24 protein-coding genes are annotated in these 23,417 nt (G+C 45.7%); 19 read left to right on the forward strand and 5 right to left on the reverse strand.

Annotated features, from left to right (window positions below):
* Positions 1-127: 127 nt before the first annotated feature.
* The 11 genes from MKX40_RS06565 (at position 128) to MKX40_RS06615 (ending at position 8,254) form a co-directional block, all read left to right on the forward strand.
* Complete coding sequence (locus tag MKX40_RS06565) at positions 128-766, forward strand: 5-formyltetrahydrofolate cyclo-ligase (protein WP_339240315.1); 639 nt, start codon at positions 128-130, stop codon at positions 764-766.
* A 15-nt stretch (positions 767-781) separates the two neighbouring features.
* Positions 782-1,285, forward strand: coding sequence for a cyclic pyranopterin monophosphate synthase MoaC (gene moaC / locus MKX40_RS06570; RefSeq protein ID WP_223869015.1), 504 nt, complete (start codon positions 782-784; stop codon positions 1,283-1,285).
* A gap of 37 nt (positions 1,286-1,322) precedes the next feature.
* Positions 1,323-1,808, forward strand: a complete 486-nt coding sequence (locus MKX40_RS06575) for a MogA/MoaB family molybdenum cofactor biosynthesis protein (protein WP_017690080.1) — start codon at positions 1,323-1,325, stop codon at positions 1,806-1,808.
* A gap of 209 nt (positions 1,809-2,017) precedes the next feature.
* Positions 2,018-2,266, forward strand: coding sequence for a twin-arginine translocase TatA/TatE family subunit (tatA, locus tag MKX40_RS06580; RefSeq protein WP_036611264.1), 249 nt, complete (start codon positions 2,018-2,020; stop codon positions 2,264-2,266).
* Between the two features lie 78 nt (positions 2,267-2,344).
* The gene (gene tatC, locus MKX40_RS06585; RefSeq protein ID WP_339240316.1) at positions 2,345-3,127 is read left to right on the forward strand and encodes a twin-arginine translocase subunit TatC; all 783 of its coding nucleotides are present in this window, start codon (positions 2,345-2,347) and stop codon (positions 3,125-3,127) included.
* Positions 3,128-3,608: 481 nt separating this feature from the next.
* Complete coding sequence (groES, locus tag MKX40_RS06590) at positions 3,609-3,890, forward strand: co-chaperone GroES (protein ID WP_153977313.1); 282 nt, start codon at positions 3,609-3,611, stop codon at positions 3,888-3,890.
* 73 nt (positions 3,891-3,963) lie between these two features.
* Positions 3,964-5,598, forward strand: a complete 1,635-nt coding sequence (gene groL, locus MKX40_RS06595; protein ID WP_094939589.1) for a chaperonin GroEL — start codon at positions 3,964-3,966, stop codon at positions 5,596-5,598.
* 267 nt (positions 5,599-5,865) lie between these two features.
* A complete protein-coding gene (locus tag MKX40_RS06600; RefSeq protein ID WP_339240317.1) occupies positions 5,866-6,297 on the forward strand; it encodes a hypothetical protein in 432 nt (143 codons plus the stop codon).
* Positions 6,298-6,304: 7 nt separating this feature from the next.
* Positions 6,305-6,547 (forward strand): hypothetical protein, encoded by a 243-nt coding sequence (locus MKX40_RS06605; RefSeq protein ID WP_339240318.1) that lies wholly within the window; start codon positions 6,305-6,307, stop codon positions 6,545-6,547.
* 227 nt (positions 6,548-6,774) lie between these two features.
* Positions 6,775-7,818, forward strand: a complete 1,044-nt coding sequence (locus tag MKX40_RS06610; protein WP_339240319.1) for an NAD(P)/FAD-dependent oxidoreductase — start codon at positions 6,775-6,777, stop codon at positions 7,816-7,818.
* A gap of 88 nt (positions 7,819-7,906) precedes the next feature.
* The gene (locus MKX40_RS06615) at positions 7,907-8,254 is read left to right on the forward strand and encodes a hypothetical protein (protein WP_339240321.1); all 348 of its coding nucleotides are present in this window, start codon (positions 7,907-7,909) and stop codon (positions 8,252-8,254) included.
* A 124-nt stretch (positions 8,255-8,378) separates the two neighbouring features.
* Here the strand turns inward: MKX40_RS06615 and MKX40_RS06620 are convergent, their stop codons facing one another.
* Together MKX40_RS06620 and MKX40_RS06625 are read right to left on the reverse strand one after the other, a co-directional pair.
* The gene (locus MKX40_RS06620; protein WP_339240322.1) at positions 8,379-8,948 is read right to left on the reverse strand and encodes a hypothetical protein; all 570 of its coding nucleotides are present in this window, start codon (positions 8,946-8,948) and stop codon (positions 8,379-8,381) included.
* Positions 8,949-9,346: 398 nt separating this feature from the next.
* Positions 9,347-12,466, reverse strand: coding sequence for a glycoside hydrolase family 2 TIM barrel-domain containing protein (locus tag MKX40_RS06625; protein ID WP_339240324.1), 3,120 nt, complete (start codon positions 12,464-12,466; stop codon positions 9,347-9,349).
* Positions 12,467-12,592: 126 nt separating this feature from the next.
* Here MKX40_RS06625 and MKX40_RS06630 point away from each other — a divergent pair, with 126 nt between their 5' ends.
* The gene (locus MKX40_RS06630; RefSeq protein WP_339240326.1) at positions 12,593-13,426 is read left to right on the forward strand and encodes an AraC family transcriptional regulator; all 834 of its coding nucleotides are present in this window, start codon (positions 12,593-12,595) and stop codon (positions 13,424-13,426) included.
* Positions 13,427-13,431: 5 nt separating this feature from the next.
* Here MKX40_RS06630 and MKX40_RS06635 read toward each other — a convergent pair whose 3' ends face one another.
* The gene (locus MKX40_RS06635; protein WP_339240327.1) at positions 13,432-15,486 is read right to left on the reverse strand and encodes a helix-turn-helix domain-containing protein; all 2,055 of its coding nucleotides are present in this window, start codon (positions 15,484-15,486) and stop codon (positions 13,432-13,434) included.
* 264 nt (positions 15,487-15,750) lie between these two features.
* On the opposite strand from MKX40_RS06635, the gene MKX40_RS06640 reads away from it, so the two are divergent.
* From MKX40_RS06640 to MKX40_RS06670, 7 genes are all read left to right on the forward strand, one after another.
* Positions 15,751-16,971, forward strand: a complete 1,221-nt coding sequence (locus MKX40_RS06640) for an amidohydrolase family protein (RefSeq protein ID WP_339240328.1) — start codon at positions 15,751-15,753, stop codon at positions 16,969-16,971.
* A gap of 62 nt (positions 16,972-17,033) precedes the next feature.
* The gene (locus tag MKX40_RS06645) at positions 17,034-18,200 is read left to right on the forward strand and encodes a hypothetical protein (protein WP_339240329.1); all 1,167 of its coding nucleotides are present in this window, start codon (positions 17,034-17,036) and stop codon (positions 18,198-18,200) included.
* 215 nt (positions 18,201-18,415) lie between these two features.
* Positions 18,416-19,351 carry a helix-turn-helix domain-containing protein gene (locus tag MKX40_RS06650; protein WP_339240330.1) on the forward strand — a complete coding sequence of 312 codons (936 nt, stop codon included), beginning with the start codon at positions 18,416-18,418 and terminating at the stop codon, positions 19,349-19,351.
* Positions 19,352-19,382: 31 nt separating this feature from the next.
* Complete coding sequence (locus tag MKX40_RS06655; RefSeq protein ID WP_339240331.1) at positions 19,383-19,871, forward strand: DinB family protein; 489 nt, start codon at positions 19,383-19,385, stop codon at positions 19,869-19,871.
* Between the two features lie 188 nt (positions 19,872-20,059).
* Positions 20,060-20,347 (forward strand): hypothetical protein, encoded by a 288-nt coding sequence (locus MKX40_RS06660; protein WP_339240332.1) that lies wholly within the window; start codon positions 20,060-20,062, stop codon positions 20,345-20,347.
* 156 nt (positions 20,348-20,503) lie between these two features.
* On the forward strand, positions 20,504-20,860 hold the full coding sequence (locus tag MKX40_RS06665) for a DUF3021 family protein (protein ID WP_339242952.1): 357 nt from the start codon (positions 20,504-20,506) through the stop codon (positions 20,858-20,860).
* Between the two features lie 127 nt (positions 20,861-20,987).
* Complete coding sequence (locus MKX40_RS06670) at positions 20,988-21,506, forward strand: GNAT family N-acetyltransferase (RefSeq protein ID WP_339240333.1); 519 nt, start codon at positions 20,988-20,990, stop codon at positions 21,504-21,506.
* A gap of 35 nt (positions 21,507-21,541) precedes the next feature.
* Here MKX40_RS06670 and MKX40_RS06675 read toward each other — a convergent pair whose 3' ends face one another.
* The gene (locus MKX40_RS06675; protein WP_339240334.1) at positions 21,542-22,786 is read right to left on the reverse strand and encodes a hypothetical protein; all 1,245 of its coding nucleotides are present in this window, start codon (positions 22,784-22,786) and stop codon (positions 21,542-21,544) included.
* Between the two features lie 14 nt (positions 22,787-22,800).
* Positions 22,801-23,151: a hypothetical protein gene (locus MKX40_RS06680; protein ID WP_339240335.1), complete on the reverse strand. Its 351-nt coding sequence runs from the start codon at positions 23,149-23,151 to the stop codon at positions 22,801-22,803.
* Positions 23,152-23,417: the final 266 nt, after the last annotated feature.

Here is a 23,417-nt window from a genome sequence, read left to right on the forward strand (position 1 = left end):
GAGGATTTTGCAGAAAATGAATCATTTTAACCTTTTCAACAAGATGACAACTGGTCATAACATATAAATTGTTTTTTAATGAGCGCTTTTTTGTACCTTCCCTATCAACAGGAGGTTATTCAAGGATATGCAGGATCATGCGGAACTGAAAAGCCAGCTTCGATCCAGACTGAGACAGAGCCGTGATCTGATGGATGCGAGCATGCATCAGCAGGCGATGACTAAGATTAACGTTGGAATGAGGCGTGAGCTGGATCGCCTTAGACAGGCCAAGAGTAAGGTCATGAACAGACCACTCGTCATATTCAGTTATCTGTCCTATGGAAGCGAAGCATCCACAGCTTTTCTTTTTCAAGAGGGCTGGAATCATGGAGATGTGATGTATGCACCGAAAGTGTTGGCGAACCCACCTCGAATGGAGCTACGGCGAGTGACCGGAGAACGGGATCTGGAGCCAGGCATATGGGGGATACCGGAACCCAAGGATTCCTGTGAAGTTCTCAAGCCTGAAGATTGGCCGGATATCGATCTCGTACTGGTACCGGGGCTTGGTTATGATCTGCATGGGGGGCGTATTGGTTACGGTGGCGGTTATTATGATCGTTTTGCCGAGACGCTTGCAGCAACATGTGTGATGACGGGCAAGAAACCTTTGATGGCTGCGATGGTATTGCCGGGTCAGTTACAAGAGGAGATCCCGATGGACCTGCTCGATCTGCGGATGGATCTGTTGATAACAACCGAAGGTATATTACATATCGAATAAAGGGTTGTGATGTGATTGAGTTCAGAAGTGAACAACGGCCAGGCTTCGGGTGGAAAACTGACCCATTTTAATGAACAGGGGCGGGCCCGGATGGTTGATATTTCGGGTAAGGAAATTACCGTGCGTACGGCTGTGGCCGTAACCAAGGTGACGATGAATCCAGATACATTGGAAGCGATTCGGGAGGGCCGAATCGGCAAAGGTGATGTTCTGGCTGTGGCTCAGATTGCCGGGATTCAAGGCGCGAAGAAAACGTCGGACTGGATTCCGATGTGCCATCCGCTGGCACTGACGGGTGTGGATATTCGTTTTCATGATAACGGAGTGGATGAATTACACATTGAAGTTACTGTCAAAACCGAAGGTAAGACGGGTGTTGAGATGGAGGCGCTCACGGCTGCCTCGGCTGCAGCACTGACGGTCTATGACATGTGCAAGGCCATGCAAAAAGATATGATTATCGGTCCAACCATGCTGAATTCCAAGAGTGGTGGCAAAAACGGTGATTACAGCCGATAGACAATATTTATTTTCATAGAGGAGAAGGGTGATCTTTATGGTGTGGAGAACAGCAATCCTGACAGCCAGTGACAAAGGAGCCCGCGGGGAACGTGAGGATACGAGTGCACAAGTCATTCGGGAGCTGGTGGAAGAAGAGCTGGGTGGTCAAATCGTGGAGTACCGTATCGTCCCGGATGAACCCGATGAGATTATCGCGGCTTTGATTGAGATGACGGATTATTTTCACGCCGATCTGGTGCTGACTACCGGTGGAACGGAGCTGGCCATTCGTGATATTACTCCAGAAGCGACCCGGCGCGTAATTGAACGGGAAGTTCCAGGGATGGCAGAGGCTATGCGGTACAGTGTAATGAGCAAAAACCGTTCTGCCATGCTGTTCCGTGGGGTCTGTGGCATTCGTGGTCGCACGCTGATTGTCAATCTCCCAGGTACGCCAAAGGGTGTGCACGAACATCTGGCTGCCATTATGGATCAGCTTCCGGAAGCGCTGTTGATGGTTACGGGTCAGTTTAAGCAATAAGCGAGTACAGACTCTCGGGCATGATATCCAATTACGCATAAACCATGGTTGGTTAGTAAGGTGATATCTCTTATTTGTGAATATTGCGGGTTATGTAAGTGGTTACATCTGTGGTATGATGGGCTTAAATTAAGAACGACGCAGAAGACATCTATGAACATCTGGCCGAATATGCGCATCTTTGAAGCTTGAGACGAGGAGGAATATCAATGTTAAGTTCCATTGGACCAACGGGTTTTATTTTGCTGGCCGTGATTGCATTGCTGTTGTTTGGACCCAACAAACTTCCGGAACTGGGACGTGCAGTTGGGCGTACCTTCCGTGAATTCAAAGAGGGCGCTCGCGAGATTATCTCTGAGGATGACTCATCCAATCGCAAAGAGCAGGAGAAGGCAAAACCGCTGGCGGCTGAGAGCACACCTGCAGACAAGCCTGCTGATAAACGCCTGCCGGAATAATCTTGACGGCAATGAAAGAGAAATCCCTTCCTGCCGGAAGGGTTTTGTATTTTAAGCTGGCAATAATGGGGGGCAGGCATGACGCAGCAAATGGAAGAAATGTCGATTACGGAACATCTGAGTGAGCTGCGGAAGCGGCTGATCTACGTATTAAGTATTTTTGTGCTGGGACTGATTGCAGGATTTTTTGTAGCGGACCCGGTATACCAATATCTGACCAAGTCAGAGTCGGCCAAAGGTTTTGTATTGCATGCCTTCTCGTTCTGGGACGGGATTGGCATTTACATGAAGATTGCGGGTTTATTTTCACTTATCATTACGCTGCCGTTTACGGTGTATCAGATCTGGAAGTTTGTTAGTCCGGGGCTTAAACCGCGCGAACGAAAAGCAACGCTGAAGTATGTGCCTTATGTATTTCTGTTATTTCTTATAGGGATGGCCTTTTCGTATTATGTTATATTTCCGATGGCACTCGCCTTTACAACAGCGATTACGGAGAAGATGGGGCTTGTGGAGACCTACGGGATGAAACAGTATTTCAGCTTCCTGTTTGGCATTGTGCTGCCTGTGTCCCTGTTATTCGAGCTTCCTTTGCTTATTATGTTTCTGACAGGACTGCGGATTCTGAATCCCATTCGTCTTCGCAAGATGCGCAGAGTTGCTTATTTTGTCCTGATCTTCATTGCAGTGGTGATTACACCTCCAGACTTCATATCCGATCTGCTGGTGATGATTCCCTTGCTTCTGTTATATGAAATCAGTGTGTTATTATCCGCAATTGTATACCGCAAGCAGCTTGCGGCCGATGAAGAGATCGAATCCCGTTACGTCCGTGCCGAGGATAAGAAGCATGCAGGTTAGAACATAAGATGGTATCAAAATGGAACACAGGATATCTCATTCATTATGGCTGGTATATGACTGGTATGCGTGTGAGTGAGGATGATCAGTAACTGTAATGTGCCCGGAGAAGACGGTTTGTTCTTTTCCGGGCTATTGTTGTAGATTGTTCCACAGCTAGGCAGGACAAGCAGGCATATTATGTTCAACAATGGATACAATGGGAAAGGGACTGTCTGCTAACGTTGCAGAAGGGCTCAAGAATTTCGTAAAATAAGAATAGTGAATTTCCACATAGAACCAGGCACAGCGGGTGTACTTTGGCTATGTTCGTGTAAAATCAACGTAAATTCTCACAGGAATTCGTCAAAAGGACTTGAAATCATGCTTCAAGTTGAGTATCATAAAGTTGGTTGTTAGCACTGAACACTGTCGAGTGCTAATACATATGGCTACAACCTACAATGTAACGTTATATAATTTCAAAAGGAGGCTATTTTTCATGATCAGACCTTTAGGTGAACGCGTATTGGTAGAACCACTGGAGCAAGAGCAAACAACTTCTTTCGGGATCGTACTCCCGGACTCCGCCAAAGAAAAACCGCAAGAGGGTAGAATCATTGCAGTTGGTGCTGGAGCATTGAAAGACGGCGTACGTGTGGCTCTGGAAGTGAAAGAAGGAGATCGCGTTATTTTCTCCAAATATGCCGGTACAGAAATCAAGTTCGAAGGTAAAGAATATTTGATTATGAAAGAAAGCGATATTCACGCGATTCTCGACTAATTCAAATTTAATCGGATAACCGAACCATATAGCAATACCATTTTCCAACAAAAACTAGGGAGGTTTTCTTAACATGGCTAAAGACATTAAATTCAGTGAAGACGCTCGTCGCTCCATGCTTCGTGGTGTGGATGCATTGGCTAATGCAGTAAAAGTAACACTCGGTCCTAAAGGCCGTAACGTGGTTCTGGAGAAAAAATTCGGAAGCCCGCTCATCACTAACGATGGTGTAACGATTGCTAAAGAAATCGAACTGGAAGATGCATTCGAGAACATGGGTGCACAACTGGTTAAAGAAGTAGCTACTAAAACCAACGATGTTGCCGGTGACGGTACTACAACAGCAACTGTACTCGCGCAAGCGCTGATCACAGAAGGTCTGAAAAACGTAACTGCAGGTGCTAGCCCAATCGGTATCCGTAAAGGGATCGACAAAGCGGTTAAAGCTGCGGTTGCTGAATTGCAATCCATCTCCAAACCGGTTGAAACCAAACAATCCATCGCACAAGTTGCAGCAATCTCTGCAGCTGACGAAGAAGTAGGCGAACTGATCGCTGAAGCTATGGAAAAAGTAGGTAAAGACGGCGTTATCACTGTAGAAGAATCCCGTGGATTCGCTACGGAGCTTGAAGTGGTTGAAGGTATGCAATTCGACCGTGGATACATCTCTCCTTACATGATCACAGACACGGACAAAATGGAAGCTGTTTTGGACAATCCGTACATCTTGATCACAGACAAAAAAATCTCCAGCACGCAAGACATCTTGCCATTGCTTGAGAAAATCGTTCAACAAGGCAAACCGCTGGTATTGATCGCTGAAGATATCGAAGGCGAAGCACTGGCTATGCTGGTTGTGAACAAATTGCGTGGTACATTCAATGCTGTAGCTGTTAAAGCTCCAGGATTCGGTGACCGTCGTAAAGCAATGCTGCAAGATATCGCTGCTCTGACTGGTGGCCAATTGATCACGGAAGAACTGGGTCTGGACCTGAAATCCGCTGTTGTGGAACAACTGGGTACAGCTCGTCAAATCCGTGTAACCAAAGAAAACACAATCATCGTTGACGGTGCTGGTAACAAATCCGATATCGATGCACGTGTTAGCCAAATCCGTACACAACTGGAAGAAACAACTTCCGAGTTCGACAAAGAGAAACTGCAAGAGCGTCTGGCTAAATTGTCCGGCGGTGTAGCAGTAATCAAAGTCGGTGCGGCAACTGAAACAGAATTGAAAGAACGCAAACTTCGCATCGAAGATGCCCTGAACGCAACTCGCGCTGCGGTTGAAGAAGGTATCGTATCCGGTGGTGGTACAGCGCTCATGAACGTATACAACGCGGTTGCAGGCGTAGCCCTGTCCGGTGACGAGCAAACAGGCGTAAACATCGTCCTGCGCGCTTTGGAAGCACCAATCCGTACAATCGCAGCTAACGCTGGCGAAGAAGGTTCCGTAATCGTGGAGCGTCTGAAAAAAGAACAAACTGGCGTAGGCTTCAACGCTGCGACTGGCGAGTGGGTTAACATGATCGAAGCGGGTATCGTTGACCCTGCGAAAGTAACACGTTATGCATTGCAAAACGCTGCTTCCGTAGCAGCAATGTTCCTGACTACTGAAGCGGTTATCGCTGACAAACCAGAACCAGCAGGTGCTGGCGGCGGAATGCCTGATATGGGCGGTATGGGTGGAATGGGCGGCATGATGTAATAAAGGTGTAAAAACCTTAAATGCATCATGTGCCTGCCAGAGCGAATTCTCGTTATGGTGTGACAAGAATTCTTGAAGCAGCCACTATTAGAATGATAAATAAAACAATGACCACTTCTTAATATCTATTAAGGAGTGGTTTTTTGTGTTGTTGAGTATTTTCATAATTAAGTCACTAGCATTTACCTTATATATAGTTCCTATTGCATAGGAGATATTTACAGTTGTATGATGAAGGTTAGTATTGAGATTTGGGGGCCATATATCATGAAGCATATTAGAAAAATGATAGTGGCAGTTCTTGTTTCTGCTGCGGTTATCATCTTAATCTACAATTTCACTTCCCAAGATGAAGAGAGATTCGTAAAAGCGAATGAATCTATAAGTACTTCATTAACAGTAATCAATAATGAGGATTTCGTGGGTACTGCAAATATGCATCGGTTTGATATTGCAGCAGGATCTGCATTGGTGAAAGTGAGTTTTACAAACACGGGTTCGAAACACTTTACGTTCACCATTAATGAAGGATCGACTAGTGGAGCGAAGATCTTGTCTGGCAGTATTCCGGCTGATGGAAAAGAGCATACATATTATAGTGACAAAGCGCTGTCGACGGGTGGGTATTATGTGAATACCTCTTCTGCACAAGGGATGTCTGGCATATTGAATGTTTCTCTGGAAACAAACGCTAATTAAGGAGGAAATGATTGTGAGAAAGGGTACGAAATGGACATTGTTGATTCTGGGCTTGATGCTCGCTGCAATATTTATCAACTTCTTCATGAATCTATATAGCTTTGCATATGCACTGATTACGGTGCTGCTACTTGCTTTTATGGGCTGGGGATTCTTAGCGAAGTTAAAGAACGATGTCCGTCAGCACGAAGATCACCATAGAAGAGAGCACGAGTCAGCGATGGATGACATTGACCGATACACCAGGTAATAACTAACGGGTAAACAAAATATCATCATATTTAGGTTCAAAGTTACGCTAGATCGAACCCACAGCTGAAATATGTAAAGGCTCCCGCGAGGGAGTCTTTTTAATGATTTTTTGAAAAAAAGGCAGTGATGATTTCTTCACTTGCTAAACAGCCAACTCTTAAGTAAAATAAACATATGAATAAATGCTCATATATTAATACATAAATGATATTGGAGATGATTCATATGTACGATGCATTGGTTATCGGAGCTGGGCAAGCAGGATTGGCAGCAGGTTACTATCTTCAGAGGTCGGGCTTAACCTTTGTAATCGTTGACGCTGCTTCATCTGTCGGGGAATCTTGGCGTAAACGGTACGATTCCTTGCGTCTTTTTACTCCACGAATGTATGATGGGTTACCGGGAATGCCGCTTGGTGGAAACGAAAATGATCTGCCAAGCAAAGATGAAATTGCAGATTATTTTGAAAGTTACGCCAAGCAAATGCATCTTCCCATAAAGTTAAACTGTTTAATCTCCCGTCTCTCCAAGCAAGATGAGGTGTACTATGCTGAAACCAATGATGAAATAATTGAAGCGCGCAATATTATCGTTGCCACAGGGCCTTTCCAGACCCCAAATGTTCCATCTTTTGCAAAGTCATTATCCGAGAGTGTAATTCAGCTTCATTCATCAGAGTATCGAAATAGCTCTCAATTGCTCCCTGGCACAACAGTAGTTGTAGGCGGAGGCAATTCGGGTGCCCAAATCGCCGTAGAGTTAGCAGCAGATGAACAACAAATGGTATACATATCCATAGCTCGAAATATTACCTTTAGGCCATTGCATATTATGAAACGAAGTATATTCTGGTATTTCGAAAAGCTCGGAATATTACGTGCAAGTGCTGACCGTATGGTTGGAAAATGGTTGCGGAATCAGCCTGAGTACGTCTATGGCTATGCGTTAAAAGAATTGATGACCCAGGGGAAGGTCAACATGCGCCCACGTGCCATTAATGCGATAGATGACCGCATCCTATATGAGGATGGGAGTGAGACACGAATAGACAATATGATCTGGGCGACTGGATTTAAGCGAAATGATAGTTGGATCGATATCCATACTGCTTTTGATTCCAAAGGTGAAATGATACACGAGAGAGGCGTATCACCGGTTGCTGGACTGTACTATGTTGGACTACCTTGGCAAACATCTCGGGGCTCAGCGCTGTTGGGATGGGTCAAGTACGATGCTCAGAAGATCATTAGTCATGTGATTCAAAGGTAAGACACATTATACTGGAGCAGATGCTGGGGATAATTAGGCAAATATCACATCTCACATTTTTGGGTATATTCCTAAAAGGAGGGATTTTATGAAATTATTTAAACTGTCAATGATTCTTTGTATTATAGTGCTTGTATCTATTGTCTCAGCTTGTGGTGCGGATGATATCATCCGCGGAAAGAGCGATAACTGGAATATATCTCTTCAGAGATCGACAGGGATCTATACGATAACCTACATCGGTGATGAAAAGCGTATAAAAGATTTTGTGTTTGACCTTACGGGCAACAATTTATCACAACAGGGGAAATCACTTGATGAAGAAGGGGTACCGTTCACGATGTCGGGAACAATTACGGAGACGGAGAAAATGAAAGATCCGATTACTTTTAAAATGAGTTGGAACAATCAAAGCGAGACTATAACTTTTGAGTAAATCTCGCATGGCGGAGGTGTTCATCATTGGTTTGGTGGCAACCACTGAGTCAATCTATAGTACATAGAACATATCACCCGATAGGCCGTTCCTTCATGGAGCGGCCTTTTTACTCCAATGCATCTCACTTCGCAACAGTTATTTTAAAAGTAGATTGTTCATGATCCTGGATGCTGAAGCGATATTCCAATCCATTTCTAACCGTTGCCCCATCAAAATCTGACTGATTCACATCGCGATTCAATAGACCGATATCCTGAATAACATCTTGTGCATCGTTATACGTGTACTCACTATTGGTTGTGAGAATGAGCGTGGCCATAGCAGTCAAAAAAATTCCACCCGTTGGTTCTCTTGTATCACCAGTATCATATAACGTGACTTCCTGTAAGCTCTCATCTGCATTCACTACACCAACCAGGCGCAATTCGTCATTGAACACATACTCGAAAGTGCTAGTAACCTGATTGGAAGACTCTTTCATATTCAAGCGGGTAATACTCAACCCATTCAGTCGGTATTTGCCCACGGCGCCATTAAACTTGTTTTTAAACTCTTCGGTAGTCATGTGGAAGCCTGAGGGACTCGTCTGATTTGCAGCTTCCTGTTCTTTGTCTGTGGTAACATTACCTGAATTTTGTTCCACTGTCTGATCTTGTCCAGTCTGAGCGGAGTTCGAAGATAAAGTCAGCATGCCATACAACCCTATTGAAGCCATTCCGAAGCATAGCACGGATAGAATAGTATGTCTTATCGTTATCCGGTTATGTTTGCGCATGGAGAGGATCATCAAAACAAGAAATCCCAAGAAAGGAAGTAAGCCAAGAAGAAAGATGACTGTAAAAAGGTATTGCACATGCTCACCTCGTAGTAGACGGGTATTTGGAATAGTACTGTATCAAATGCTTAATAAGTGTGTCTCAACATCTGTGGCCCAAAATGATATATGTAGAATTGGGCCTATTCCAGCGGGCACAATTCCATTTGCGCCTCATTCATTATAATGGTTCCATCAAAAACTTCAAACTCTCACTACTCACTGCCCCAACAAAAAAGCACTGCCGACATACTGCCAGCAGTGCTTGCTTGATGTTATACAGGTCTTACCGTAAAGGTGAAGGAATACGCGCGGTTGGCCGGCAAGGTGTATTCAGCGTGGGTACGTGCGCCCCAGCTATCATCCCCGCCGACACCCATTTGTTTGTAATTAATGCGGGCGACAGTCTGTGTACTCTGAGGTAATTTATACACATGATCATTGGCTTCGAGTTCCTCAGGTGTCCACGGCAACGCATTGATCTCAAATGGTATGTTGGCTTCAACGTGCAGGCCACTTTGACCATCCGTTGACGTGATTTCAGCAAAGCGTACATCGGTTTTGTTACCACACTCTTGTGGTTTCAGGTATGGAACGAATTGATCTCGAACCGCACCTGTGTAATAGCCGAGACGTGCACTGGTTAGGCGGTCTGCGTAATTGTCATGCGGGCCTCTGCCGTACCAAGAGATTGTATCCAGGCTGTTACTCAGTTGCAGCAACATGCCGAACTCTGGTAGATCAGGTAGGCCCTCGCCTGGAATAAGCGTTTGACTGATTTCCAATACACCATCCATATCAATACGGTACGAGATGGACAACGTACATCCCGGATGTTGATCCCACGTATAATCGGTCGTCACGAGAATGCCTTGTTCGTCTGAATGGTGTTCAAAGCGAATTAATCTACTGGTAGCGTGAGCATCTCTCCAGAAAGCAGAACGCATATTCAGCTTGTTCCCCATATCGTTGTCTGTCATGGCTCTCCAGAAATTCGGCCGGATCGGTGCCAGCAATTGTTCCTGATTGTTGATCTGATAAGACGTTAACACGCCAGTAGTCGGGTTAAAGCTCAACGTGACTTGCCCTGTAGCTACTTTCAATTCATCTTGCAGTTCCTGTACCTGTGGTGAATTGCCTTGTCCTTGGTGTACCGGTTGGATTGGACGCAGTCGCGGAGATACCACGAACTGATCCCAGGCAATTTCGTGACCGACTCCTGCCCATTTGGTTGCGACTTTGGTTACCAGAGATACAGTCAGCACCGCTTCCTGGAACAGATCGGATGATGGCGTGTAAGGGATACGAACTTCAGCCGATTCGCCTGGAGGTACCGCAATATCCAACGTGCCGTTCTCAACGGATACACCATCGTGCGTTACTGTCCATACGAGCGAATATTCACTCAGATCCGTGAACAGGAACTGGTTTCGAATGCGCAGCAGGCCTTCTTTGACATCAATAGCCTCCATACGAACGTTCTGATAACATTTCTTCACTTCTTCCAGCTTCGGTGTAACCGTCTTATCGGCCAGAATCAGTCCGTTTCCGCAGAAATTGCCATCATGAGGGAATTCGCCGAAATCTCCGCCATATGCGAGATATTCCACACCGTCTGCCGTCGTGGTACGAATGGACTGATCGACCCAGTCCCAGATGAATGCACCTTGCAACACATCATATTTATCGAACAATTCCCAATACAGATGCAGACCGCCGCAAGAGTTGCCCATGGCATGGCTGTATTCGCAGATAATATAAGGTTTCTTCGGTCCTTGCATGCGAGCATAATTCTCTACATCCTGAGGACTGATATACATCGTCGATTCAATGTCGCTTGCCGAATCGGAAGGGCGATAATGGAAAGTCCCTTCGTAATGAACGAGACGGGTCGGATCGACTTGTTTCAGATAATCGTACATGGCGATGAAGTTATCGCCGCCGAAGGACTCATTGCCTAGAGACCAGATAATAACGGACGGATGGTTTTTGTCCCGCTGGAACATCGAGTTACAGCGATCGATGACGTTGTTACGCCATTCCGGCTTACTTGCCGGGATATTGTTTTCGTTCATTTCCTTTTGCCCATAGTACCACGTGCCGTGAGTCTCCAGATTCGTTTCATCAATGACATAGAGGCCATATTCATCACACAGTTCGTACCAGAGTGACTGATTCGGATAATGGGATGTACGCACAGCGTTAACGTTATAGGACTTCATCAGCTCGATGTCACGGATCATGTCTTCCCGACCAATGGCTCGACCGGTATCCGGGGAAAATTCATGACGATTCACGCCCTTGAATACAATGCGTTTGCCGTTGATTTGCATCAGGCCATCCTTGAGTTCAAACTTGCGGAATCCGATCCGGCTGCGAACCGCTTCCAGCGTTTCGCCTGATTCATTCTGAATGGACAGCACAAGTGTATACAGATGAGGAGTCTCGGCGCTCCATAGAAGCGGCCGGATAACCTCTGCTGACAATTGGAATGAAAGTTCATCCTCACCCTGGAAAGTGACCGCCGCAGTAAGTGGTTGCTTCAATACAGTCTGCTGTTGTGCATCATAGAGCTGTGCCTGAACGGACAATCCGGCTGTGGTCTGCACCGCGTTATGATTGAATAATTTTACATCCAGCAGCAGCTCCGCATCCTGATAGGCATCATCCAGTTCAGTGCGAACAAAGAAATCGGCGATCTGAACCGGTGAAGGTGAATGCAGGTATACACCACGGAATATGCCGCTTAGCCGCCAGAAATCCTGATTCTCCAGCCAGCTCGCATCACACCATCGATATACCTCCACAGCCAGCTTGTTTTCACCTTCCGTCAGATATGCAGTGATATCGAATTCTGCGGGTGTGAACGTGTCTTCGCTATAACCGACGAGCTCCCCGTTAACCCATACATAAAAGGCGGATTCAACGCCCTCAAAGTGCAGCAGAACAGGCCGGTCTTTCCAGTCTGCAGGAACCGTAAACGTACGGATGTACGAACCCACCGGATTATAAGTCGTTGGTGCAAAGGGTGGCTTCAATTCAGGCTCACGCTCGACCCACGGATACGTCATATTCGTATATTGGGGATAATCGTAACCTTGTAGCTGCCAGTTGGAGGGAACGGCGATCTCGTCCCAGTCACTGGCATCATAGTTGTTCTCATAAAAGGATGCAATCCGTTGCTCCGGTGTCTCCGCAAAGGCAAACTTCCACTGACCATTCAGTGATGCGTACCATGGCGATGCACTGGATTCATTGGATAACGCTTCTGCTACAGATGGAAACGCTACCATAGACGCATGTGCGGGTAGACGGCCTACTTGAAAAGTCTCAGGATTATTGTTCCATTCCGGGTATCCATTAGCCGGAGGGGTGTATACCAATTTGTTTCGCATAACAGCAACTCCTTCTGAAATGTTATAATATTGTCATTATAGAATTGAATGATGACTTAGAGAATAAAGAATATTGCCCATATATATCACAATATGAAACTAACGATGGAGAAAGGGGTGTACTGGATGGATACCCGGATTTTTTTTGGTAAAACAGAAGAAGCTGCTCGCCTGCCGATCTATATGACCACGGTTGGTTACTGGGAACACCAATATGAAACCGAGCGTCCAGAGGGATTCCCGGATTATCAGATCCATCAGATTATTCATGGCCAGGGGAGACTGATTATACAGGAAGAAGAGTATATCGTCGGCCCGGGAGACGTTTTCTTTCTGTATCCTGATATTCCGCATCGATATATGCCCATCAGTGATCGTTGGGAGCTGGCTTGGGTGTCGTTCCAGGGGAGAGAGGCCAGCCAGTTATTATCTTACGCGGGGATAACCGGTTCAAGCGTGTGCAGACTCAGAAAAGCCACGCTGTTACGTGGCCTGGAGCAACTTCTGGTTAGAGGAGAGCATGGGGATACGACGGATTACGCAGATTACGATGTGGAATGCTCCAAACAATTATATGCCCTGCTGCTGGATCTAAAGCCAATGCTCATCGCTTCCGCTAATTATAATGATGAACTGGAGCGCTTGAAGCCTGTGCTGCGTTATATTGCAGAGCATCTGGATCGTTCATTGTCGCTGAAGGAACTGGCCGATGTGGCTGTAGTATCTCCCCAATATTTGTGCAGGCTGTTTCAGAAGGCGCTCCATATCAGACCTGTATTTTACGTGAACCAGGAACGGATCAATCGGAGCAAACAACTTATGTTCAGTGAAAGAGAGCTGCGAATCTATGAAGTGGCTGATCGAGTGGGTTACGAGAACGCCAGTTATTTCTGTGCGATGTTCAAACGGCATACAGGCATGAGTCCCGAACGTTTTCGCAAACTGCATGGACTGAATTGATGAAGTTACAATTTTGATGCTCCACCTGCCCTAGGGGCAACAGAGTACACATCACTTAAATGACATGCCAGATACACCTTCATCCAACCCTCGGAATCGTTCAGATCCACGCGTAGAATCTCCTCTATTTTGCGCAGACGCAGGTACAGCGTATTGGTATGAATATGAAGACGTTCGGCTGTGACTTGCACAGATCGATTTGCGGCAATGTAGGTTTTGAGTGTGAGTTCAAGCTCTCCTGATTTTTGCTGTTGAAGAGGCGACAGAATTTCATGAATGTAGTTCTCAATATCAGACGGTTCCTGATTCAGAAACAGCCGATTGATCCCGATTTCTTCGTAGAGCATCAGGCCCGCTTTGTTTTGTTTCAGCAAAAAGGATAACGAGCGTGTAGCCTCGTCATTGCTTTTGGACACGTACTCAAGCCCTTGATAAAGTCCGCCGATGCCGATAGATAGGGCAGGGGTTTTGGAGGTGGTCCATTTCTCTACAGCCGATTCCAAACTGCTGATGATCCAATGTCTGACCTTGGGCTCGGGTGCCGCAGCCAGAATCGTAATTTTGTGATGTGCACTGAACAACAGATGTTCACGGGTGCCTAGTTCCTTTTCGATAAAACCAATCAATTTGCGCACCCAATTTTCAGTGGTTTTCATATCGGGATGTTCCCCATAGAGCTGCAATTGTGCGACGAACAAGGACTGATGGGCTGGCAATTGAAAGCTGGAAAGTCGTGCCTCCAACTGCTGTGGATCTCTATATTGCACGAGATCGCTGAAGAAATCCTGGTTTTTTCGATAGGACATTTCGGTGAGGGAGTAGGTGTTCATCATCTCCAGCATGACAATAGCTCCGCCTTGCTCCAAAATCACATGATCCAGCTGACCTAACGGATGATCTAATTGGATGGCAAAACAGCCAAGCATCAGTGATCCATTCACAATCGGATACAGGTAATAATCGCTTTGATTCGTTCCACCGGATAAGGTGATGGGGTTAAATTGACTGTCCAGAGCAGTGTAGATATCTAGCTCACTTAACAAGACACTTTCTGGGAGAACGGGGTACCAGTCATTTCTGGCCATGTCCACATAATAGGTAGGAAGCTTCAACATCGACCCAACCGTCTCAATGATATGTTCAAGGCTCACATGTTCAATGGAAAGGGCCGTGAATTGATTATGAATTTCATTGCGGCTAACGAGATATCGGTTCGTTTCCAGCAGTTCTGAATACATGGTGGCATTGGAGATCGCAATGGCTGCCTGATCCGCGAATCCCTGCATCACATTCAGATCATGTGGGGCAAATCGTCTGTGTTGTTCAAATTGGTATACCAGCATCACTCCGATTTTATGGGTGTTCATCGTCACAGGAACGGCGATAAGCCCTTTCGCCATAACACCATCAGGCAATGAACGTACAATGATATCCGCATTCTCCTGACTGACATTGCCCATATCCTTAAAGGCATCATCCGGTGTGCTGTACATTCGGCCAATGCCTTCCTCGTATACTTTTCCCGTAATGCCCTCATCCAGCTCGCCCTGATATTGATACACACTATCCTGAAAACCGACCTTGGCTCTAGGGATCATCTTGCCAGAGTCCGGATCAACCATCATGAACAGTCCACAGGAAAGAGAAGGGATGACATGCAGTGCATTCTCCATGATTTTGAATAACAAGTCGTTCAACTCCAGGGAACAGGTCAGCTCCCGCAGTCCGGTCAACCATCGATCATTGTGTGCACGTTCCATCTCGATCTGCTGTTTCAGCAGTCCTTCCCGAATCAAGGACTCCAGACGTTCACTTTGTAGCAGGGTGAGTTGTTTCTGGGTATCGATCACCACACGAATGTTGATATTGGACAGAAAATCAAACGTATACCTGAGAATCTTCCAGGATGGCTCGATCTGTTCTTGATCTGTATATTCAGGTACCTCTCCTTCGCACAGCCAGTTATTCCATTGGAAATCGTATTCGTCCTTCATCCAGATTCCGTACGAAGCAGATCCAAAGACCTGAACCATAAATGAGCGAACCGCTTCATGAATCATAGCAAACGTACTCCTTTCGTGTTCACAGGGTGGCAAATGCTTACATATATAACATGACCTTCACTATGCTGTGTAATTTATATTCGATATTGTGTATATCACCATAATAAATATCAAAATGCTGTTGTTATCAACAATGACATTATACATTTGCAACTTATATAATGTCATTAACTTTAACACTATACAATTTTATCGTAGTACAACAGTAGAGCTGTAAATAGTTGAACTTGCAACCAAGTCTGAAAATGAGGTGGAGTACAGATGAGTCAAATTACTGCTTTTGTAGGTGCATTGTTGATTGATGGACAAGGTGGAGAGCCTGTTTCCGATAGTGTGGTCCTGGTTGAGAACGGAAAATTCATAGCTGCGGGTGCGAAGGCGACCGTTCCAGTTCCGGAAAGTGCCAAGCTTGTTGATGTAACAGGCAAAACGGTGATGCCCGGATTAATTGATGCCCATGTCCACGTGCATGGAGCCAAAAACCTGAATATGGCTGCGGTGGCGCTCGAAGCCAATGAACTTCAGATGGGAAGAGCACTTCAGGATCTGCCGAAACTGATCAACGCGGGCTTTACAACCGTCAGGGATGTAGGCAGCCACGTTGCTGTGTACATTCGTGATCTGATTAAGGAAGGTGTGGTGAAGGGGCCGCGAATTAAAACATCCCGTCATATGCTCTCTCAGACGGGTGGACATGCAGATATTCATATGATTCCAACGGAACTGAATATGTTTACCGTGTGTGACGGCGTTCCCGAAGTGATTAAGGCAACACGTACGCAGTTCCGTGAAGGGGCAGATTTCATTAAAGTGTGTTCCACAGGCGGGGTGCTTTCGGAGAAAGATGACCCTCGCTGGTCGCAATTCCGCTTGGATGAGCTGAAGGCGATCGTGTATGAAGCGGAAGCGGTACAGTCATATGTGGCTGCACATGCGCAAGGTACACAGGGGATCAAAAATGCGCTGGAAGCGGGCGTGCGCACGATTGAACACGGAATCTACATTGATGAACAAGGTATTGGCATGATGCTGGATCAAAAGGCGGTTCTGGTTCCAACGTTGGCCATTGTACATCGGATTATCAAAGAAGGGCATAAATACGGTGTTCCCGAATTTGGCATCCGCAAAGCCAAAAGTGTATATCAGGAGCATATTGAGAACATGATTATTGCACGTAAGGCAGGCGTAACCATTGCAGTAGGGACAGATTTCTGCACGTGTGCACCTGTTGAACATGGCGGGAATGCACTCGAACTGCGATTGCTTGTGGAAGATGTTGGATTTACGCCGATGGAAGCGATTGTTGCTGCAACACGAGATGCAGCAAGAGCGATGCAGATGGAAGCGGAGATCGGCACGATTGAGCCGGGGAAAGCTGCTGATCTGCTGGTATTAAATATGAATCCGTTAACGGATATCGGACTGCTCGAAAACACAGAGAATATCGAACAGGTCTATTTATCAGGTGAACGCTTGAAATAAGAAAGAGAAAGATGGTTCTGCGTGCACTGCACTGACAACATAGAGAATGGGGAGAAGCCACCATGTTTAGTCAACCGATATATATCGCCACGGTATTACTTGTTATTTTAGCTATAGGGGAACTGGTTTCGATCTGGTCCAAAGCACGAATTCCTTCCTTGCTTGTGATTCTGATTGGATATTTGCTGCTGAACTGGGCGGGGTTATTTCCCAAAGGAGTAGTATCGAGCTCCGCTCTCACTGCGTTCGGGGCTCTCATGGTGGCTCCGCTGATTGTACACATGGGCACATTAATACCACTGAAGTTAATACGTTCCCAATATAAAGCAATACTGATCTCTTTGTTTGCATCACTCACGGCGACAGGTCTTATCCTGTTAATCGTATCACCGTTCTATGGTTATCCTACCGCTGTTGCCGGATCAAGTCCGGTTGTCGGTGGCATTATCTCATATCTAATCACAACGACGAAGTTGCAGGAGATGAACTTGGGGCATCTGATTACGATACCAGCCGTTATTCTGGGAATTCACTCTCTCGTGGGAATGCCGATTGCAACCAACATGCTGCGCAGATATGCGCTGAAACTACAGAAACAGGGTGCTTTTGAGAACAAGGTTGCAGGCGAATCCAATGTGAACATTAAAGAAGCGAATGCCAAAACATTCCTTCCACAACGTTTCCAAACCGCACCTATTCTGCTGTTGCTTTTGTTCATTATGGGCAGTCTCTCCATTTATCTAGGCAATGTAACCGGACTTAGCTACAGTATCTGGGCTCTGTTGCTTGGGGTGCTAGGACATCTGATTGGACTATTCCCATCTCGTATTCTGGATAAAGCAAGTACATCGGGGATTGCCATGACAGGTCTGATCGTAGTCGTGATGACAAGTATGGAGTCGATCACTTTCGATGCGGTGGTTAGTTCCATTATTCCGGTGTTATTCATTATCGCAATCGGTGTAGTTGGGGTGCTGATCGGTGGATTTGTCGGTTCCAAGCTGTTCAAATGGGACCCACTCAAAGGTCTGCCTGTAGCACTGACCGCACTATTCGGTTTTCCGGGGGACTATATTATCTGTGAGGAAGTAAGCCGTTCGGTTGGACGTGATGAAAATGAACGCAAAGCCATCCTCGATGAGATTTTAACGCCAATGCTGGTGGGGGGATTCACAACGGTCACAACAGCATCTGTGTTAATTGCGTCCATACTGATCAAGACACTTTAGAAAAATTGATGTTCTTTTCATCCCAATTTCAGTTTCTATTAAGGTTACGGAGGTAAGATAAGTCTTGTAAACCCCTTCTCGTGTTAAATAGATGTGTGACTGGCCCTATCGGATTGTCCTCCGGTAGGGCACTTTTTTTCTTCCTTTGTGCGGTTGATGGTATGATAGATGAATACATAATGTGTAACCAACTCTAGTGATCGGAGGATTGCATAGTGGATCACAGCTTGCACCCGTTGTTTAAGCCGATTCAGATGAATGGAACGTATTCGAACAGTTATTATGTTGAGAAAATACCCGCCACCGGCTTAATGGCATATGTGGCCTGTTATTGGGAATCGGGATCTCTTTCAAGCACACGCAGGGATGTTGCTAAGGGAGCAGGTCGAGATCAGTCGGTGATATCTGTACCTGCCCGAGTATTGCCTGATGGTTGCACGGACATGCTGATTACATATGATCACGTCCGTTCAAAGTACGCCTATGCATATTGTGGCAATTATACACAGCCATTCACTATACCTGAGCCATCTGATGATGGTCCTCCTGCTGGAGATTATACTTTTGGTGTCCGGTTCTTCCCAGGTGGAGCGCATATCTTCCATGGCATGCCTCTGGAGTGGTTTACGGATAAGCGAGTTGCCCTTCAGGAATGTTGGCCGGAGGGGCTGAACGAGCTTCAGGAACGGATGGCTGAAACGAATAGTTTTGCAGAACGGGTAGAGGTCATGAACGCATATTTGAATCCGTTGTCCGTGCAGACCAGCACATCTGAGAACGATCTGATGAAAAACGTGTTGCACAGTATTTTTATAGATGGGGGACGTATGAGTGTCCAGGAGCTGGCAATGCGTGAAGTGATCAGTGAACGGCAGTTGCATCGCAGATTCTCGGAATGGGTCGGAATCAGCCCCAAACGATTCAGCGAGGTGGTTCGTTTTCATCGTGTACTGAGCGATATTCATCAGGGGTACACGGCAGACTGGGCCATGCTTGCCCAGAATCATGGTTTTTTTGACCAAGCCCATCTGATTCGGCAATTTCGCAAGTTTTATGGAGAGACTCCGTTGACGGCAGCCAGAGAGCATGGCAGGATGTTGTCCGATTTGTACAATAGATCTGTAGAGTCTTCAGTTATACTAAGATCATGAGTGAGAATAAAAGATAAGGGAGACATCATATATGAATGGAACATTGCAGATTCGGGATCATTTGTTAACTGAACTGGAAACAGGAGTACGGACAGGGGCTTCGTTAATTCGATTGATCCGTCCGGAGGATTGGTCGTATCGTCCACAGGAGAATATGCGTTCATTGGTGGAGCTTGTACATCATTTTATCCAGATTACCGCATCGGACCTTGCCATCATGCAGGAAAAAGATGAAGCTGAGGTTGGACTCGTAGAGAATAGCCTGTTGGGGATTCAGGATATCGAGAAGCTTGAAGCAACATTGTGGAGTAATTTCGAATCCTACAAAGCCTATATCACGGGATTAAACGAAGAAGATTATCTGAACCGCTCTACCAAAGCTTTCTATATGGAACACGGTCACTTGCAGGCACAATGGCAGATTGAAACGTTAACGCATGTATTCCATCACCGCTCGCAGCTCTATAATTATCTGAAGCAGCAGGGCCATGAATTAAATTTCTTCATGCTGTATGCGTAGTTAAATCTGTAATATTAAAGTAAGAGTAGTTGGCTCCATCGGACGTTCCGGTGGGGCTTTTGGCGTACAGTGGTCTATTAATCTATGAAGTCTATCAAAAATGGACACTATGACAAGGGTAATTCACCGTTGCTTTAATAGATTTCAAGCATAGAATACCGTATCAAAGCAAAAGGAGGTGATTTCAAATGGCCATCCTTTTACCGCAACAGATTTACAATCTGGATCCAAGTGTGGGCAAGTCGTATTACGAAGATCTGACTGGAGGAACCAATGCGAGTATTACGGTTAATAACTTTGGTCCGTTCGCAGTTGACCTGGTTGTTACTCGTGTGAATGCACCGGTAATCACGTATTTGATCCCTGCTGGCAACAGCCTTACACTGTCTGTAGATTTGCTGCTCGTCGCTGCGTTATTGACCAGTGCAGCTGGTGCATCTACGGGTACGATTCAAATTGCAACATCTGATTTCTAATGATGTAATGTACTTGTTGAACCTCTGTCGGACATCTTGTCGACAGGGTTTTTTTCTTTTTTTTGATGAATAAACATAGATTTAAAGTAATATGGACTATATAAGTTCAAATAATGAACTAATTTTTCTTCAAGAAAGAAGGTGAGAATCTTGGTTATGAAAGCACTCTTAAGAGGTGGAATACCATTCGTCATTATGAGCGTTATTGCTCTATTACTTTATTCTCAAGGGAAGTTTTCTGATGCTAAAGGTACATTTGTTGCAAGCCTAATCGCTCTTTTTATCGGTGCTGCATCCGTTATCTATAACATAGAACATTGGAGTTTGACTAAACAAAGCGCTGTTCATTTTATGGTGATGGTTGTAACAATTTATCCTATCCTTATATTAAGTGGCTGGTTTACGATTACATCTGTAGCCGATGCATTTATAATTTTTTTGATTTTTATTTTTGTTGGGCTCATTCTATGGTCTGCACTGTTTGCGTTAGCCAAAATTTTTTCTTGGTCATAATAAATGCGTATTACCTTTAAACTTTAGTAGTGCTTTATACAGGTTTGTTTACTTTGGCAGTTATTCGATTAATTTAAGGTATAGACGGCACACAGTCTTGTGTTGGCATACAGGAGGTTAGTCGATAATGAACAGAACCATTTTATTTGAAACCGAACGGCTGGAGTGTGCCACGTGGAACGAAGGGGATCGTGCACTGGCATTTGCGCTTTGGGGTGATCATGAGGTTGCCAAATGGATTAGCAGCAATGGATCATTGAGTGAGGATGAAGTAGAAGCGAGATTAACACAGGAGATTCAAAGGCAACAGGAAGCGGGGGTGCAGTATTGGCCTTTCTTTGAGAAAGAGTCGGAGGTGTTTGTTGGTTGCTGCGGTCTGCGTCCGTATTCGCCAGAAGAGGATATCTATGAACTGGGATTTCATCTAACCCGGGATCACTGGGGGAAAGGGTATGCGCAGGAAGCTGCACAGGCGGTGATTGATTATGCGTTTGACGAAAAGAACGTGAAGGCACTGTTTGCCGGACATCATCCGGATAATGAAGTGTCACGTCATATCTTGATCAAGCTGGGATTCGAGTATACAGGTGATGAACGCTATGAACCCACCGGAAATATGCATCCATCATATATGCTGCGAAAATAAGAAACCCCTGACCAATGGAGGACAGGGATGGTTTGTTAGGCGATGCTGAATAATACGGTTTTGGTTCCCACAAGTGTAGAGCCGCTGTTCACAAAATAATAGTTGGAGGCGGTATCCAGTGTTAAAGGTCCTGTCCAGGTAATCGTCCCAAATTGACTGCTGAATATGCCTGTTGGCGGGACGTCACTCAAGGCGAGTGTAACTGTCACATTGCCATTCATTGTGGAATTGGTAATGTGAGAGTATCCTCTAACGTTAATGATACTGTCTGACACACTGTCTACCATACGTTGAATATTCAAACCGGTATGGACCATGGTGTTGATGCGACTGTGATACAGGTACGTGTTCAGATTGCCCATATGACCGGATTGTACGATATTACCCACGACTCTGGCATTGAGCAGTTGAAACTCAATGGTTGTGAACGGGTCAACCGGAGCAACGTTCTGGAAAATGACATCACCGCTTATAATGGCCCCGTCAGTATAGTTGGTGTGTGTGCTGACGGACGTGCCGTCATTAAACGTTCCTATGACCGTAACAGGACGAGCATCAAAAGCAGGTCCTTGAACCAGATAGACATCTTCTGCAGCCTGGCTCGTTTGGATCGTGACGTTGCGGGGGATGGAAGAAGCAAAGTTGGCCAGATCAGAGTTGCCCAGTTGCCATGGACCTAGACCCAGAAGCTGCACATGCCTTGCTGGTGGAATGACAATATCCTCATTGAAGGATGAATTGCCAGCAATGAGAATAATTAGACGGGCTCTCATGCCAAAAGTAACCGCAAGTGGACTATTTGTCGCTGCATCAATAGCAGCCTGGAGAGAATTAAAGGGATCAAAAGGTGATCCGGTGCCCGGTCCTGGAGCACTCGAATCAGCCCAGTAGATCGTCTGTCCCCACTCGAAGTTGGGAGTTCCGCCTTCAGCACCAAGTAACTCAGAAGTTACCAGTCGGTGGGCAGCGACCAATTGTCCAGTGTTATTTTTACCCCACATGGAAACGTCGGTTGAGCTTTCTGCCAAGCCGCTGGTAGTGAAAACAAACTCAAAGCCATCCAGGTTTGCAAAATAACTTTTGGTGAAGACTTCATTGGGAGCAAGTGAGATGGATTCCAGTACATACAAGGTTCGCGTTCCGTTCAGCGCATATCCTTCGATTAGAACAGTTGAGGCGTTGACTGGATCTTCGTTATCAATTTTGATAGTAACCGATTGGGTGAGTCTTGATCCGGCTACCAGGTTGTTCTCAATGGGACCAGATGAGATTGTGGCCATTTTTTTTCCCCCTTTTATAGAGATAGTTCTTTTGAAACAATGCGGTGTGCGGTGACGATTTGCCCAGTGTTGTTTTTGCCCCATACTGAAATTTCGGTTAGCGCAGCCGCACCTCCACCCGTGGTAAATACATATTCGTATCCATCCAGGTTGGCGTAATAGGTTTGGGAGAAGACTTGTCCGGGATTCAGATTGACCGATTGTTGAACATACAATGTCCGCGTTCCATTTAGAGAATAACCTTCAATGAGTATATTGGATGTATTAATGGAATCAGTGTTGACCATTTTGATGGTGACTTGTTGCGTAGGCCTGCTGCCACCAGAGAGGTTATTCTCGATTGGCCCGGTAGAAAGAACTGCCATAGGTTCATCTCCTTTTTTATGAATGTCTTTTCCTGAGAAAAGCTAGAATAGCATATGCTAGAATATACAAAATAGTTTGGACTGAGAGACATATGTACTGAAAGTAAAGAAGATACTGAACCCCAGTCTCAAGAGAGGATGTATGTTTTCATGCTTTTTTTATTTCGCTTTCAGCTTCTATTAAGGTAGCGGAGGTATGATAACTCTTGTAAACCCCTTCTCGTGTTAAATAGATGTGTGACTGACCCCGCCGGGCGCCGGCGGGG

The organism is Paenibacillus sp. FSL R5-0517 (assembly GCF_037974355.1).
GTDB lineage: Bacteria > Bacillota > Bacilli > Paenibacillales > Paenibacillaceae > Paenibacillus.

Coding starts and splice junctions, on each gene's coding strand:
- tatC (WP_339240316.1), top strand. CDS start 2,345: ATGACGCAGCAAATGGAAGAAATGTCGATTACGGAACATCTGAGTGAG.
- MKX40_RS06615 (WP_339240321.1), top strand. CDS start 7,907: ATGAAATTATTTAAACTGTCAATGATTCTTTGTATTATAGTGCTTGTA.
- MKX40_RS06640 (WP_339240328.1), top strand. CDS start 15,751: ATGAGTCAAATTACTGCTTTTGTAGGTGCATTGTTGATTGATGGACAA.
- MKX40_RS06610 (WP_339240319.1), top strand. CDS start 6,775: ATGTACGATGCATTGGTTATCGGAGCTGGGCAAGCAGGATTGGCAGCA.
- MKX40_RS06630 (WP_339240326.1), top strand. CDS start 12,593: ATGGATACCCGGATTTTTTTTGGTAAAACAGAAGAAGCTGCTCGCCTG.
- MKX40_RS06660 (WP_339240332.1), top strand. CDS start 20,060: ATGGCCATCCTTTTACCGCAACAGATTTACAATCTGGATCCAAGTGTG.
- MKX40_RS06600 (WP_339240317.1), top strand. CDS start 5,866: ATGAAGCATATTAGAAAAATGATAGTGGCAGTTCTTGTTTCTGCTGCG.
- MKX40_RS06655 (WP_339240331.1), top strand. CDS start 19,383: ATGAATGGAACATTGCAGATTCGGGATCATTTGTTAACTGAACTGGAA.
- MKX40_RS06620 (WP_339240322.1), bottom strand. CDS start 8,948: ATGCTGACTTTATCTTCGAACTCCGCTCAGACTGGACAAGATCAGACA.
- MKX40_RS06670 (WP_339240333.1), top strand. CDS start 20,988: ATGAACAGAACCATTTTATTTGAAACCGAACGGCTGGAGTGTGCCACG.
- MKX40_RS06665 (WP_339242952.1), top strand. CDS start 20,504: ATGAAAGCACTCTTAAGAGGTGGAATACCATTCGTCATTATGAGCGTT.
- MKX40_RS06565 (WP_339240315.1), top strand. CDS start 128: ATGCAGGATCATGCGGAACTGAAAAGCCAGCTTCGATCCAGACTGAGA.
- groL (WP_094939589.1), top strand. CDS start 3,964: ATGGCTAAAGACATTAAATTCAGTGAAGACGCTCGTCGCTCCATGCTT.
- MKX40_RS06645 (WP_339240329.1), top strand. CDS start 17,034: ATGTTTAGTCAACCGATATATATCGCCACGGTATTACTTGTTATTTTA.
- MKX40_RS06575 (WP_017690080.1), top strand. CDS start 1,323: ATGGTGTGGAGAACAGCAATCCTGACAGCCAGTGACAAAGGAGCCCGC.
- tatA (WP_036611264.1), top strand. CDS start 2,018: ATGTTAAGTTCCATTGGACCAACGGGTTTTATTTTGCTGGCCGTGATT.
- MKX40_RS06635 (WP_339240327.1), bottom strand. CDS start 15,486: ATGATTCATGAAGCGGTTCGCTCATTTATGGTTCAGGTCTTTGGATCT.
- MKX40_RS06605 (WP_339240318.1), top strand. CDS start 6,305: ATGATTGTGAGAAAGGGTACGAAATGGACATTGTTGATTCTGGGCTTG.
- MKX40_RS06680 (WP_339240335.1), bottom strand. CDS start 23,151: ATGGCAGTTCTTTCTACCGGGCCAATCGAGAATAACCTCTCTGGTGGC.
- groES (WP_153977313.1), top strand. CDS start 3,609: ATGATCAGACCTTTAGGTGAACGCGTATTGGTAGAACCACTGGAGCAA.
- MKX40_RS06625 (WP_339240324.1), bottom strand. CDS start 12,466: ATGCGAAACAAATTGGTATACACCCCTCCGGCTAATGGATACCCGGAA.
- MKX40_RS06675 (WP_339240334.1), bottom strand. CDS start 22,786: ATGGCCACAATCTCATCTGGTCCCATTGAGAACAACCTGGTAGCCGGA.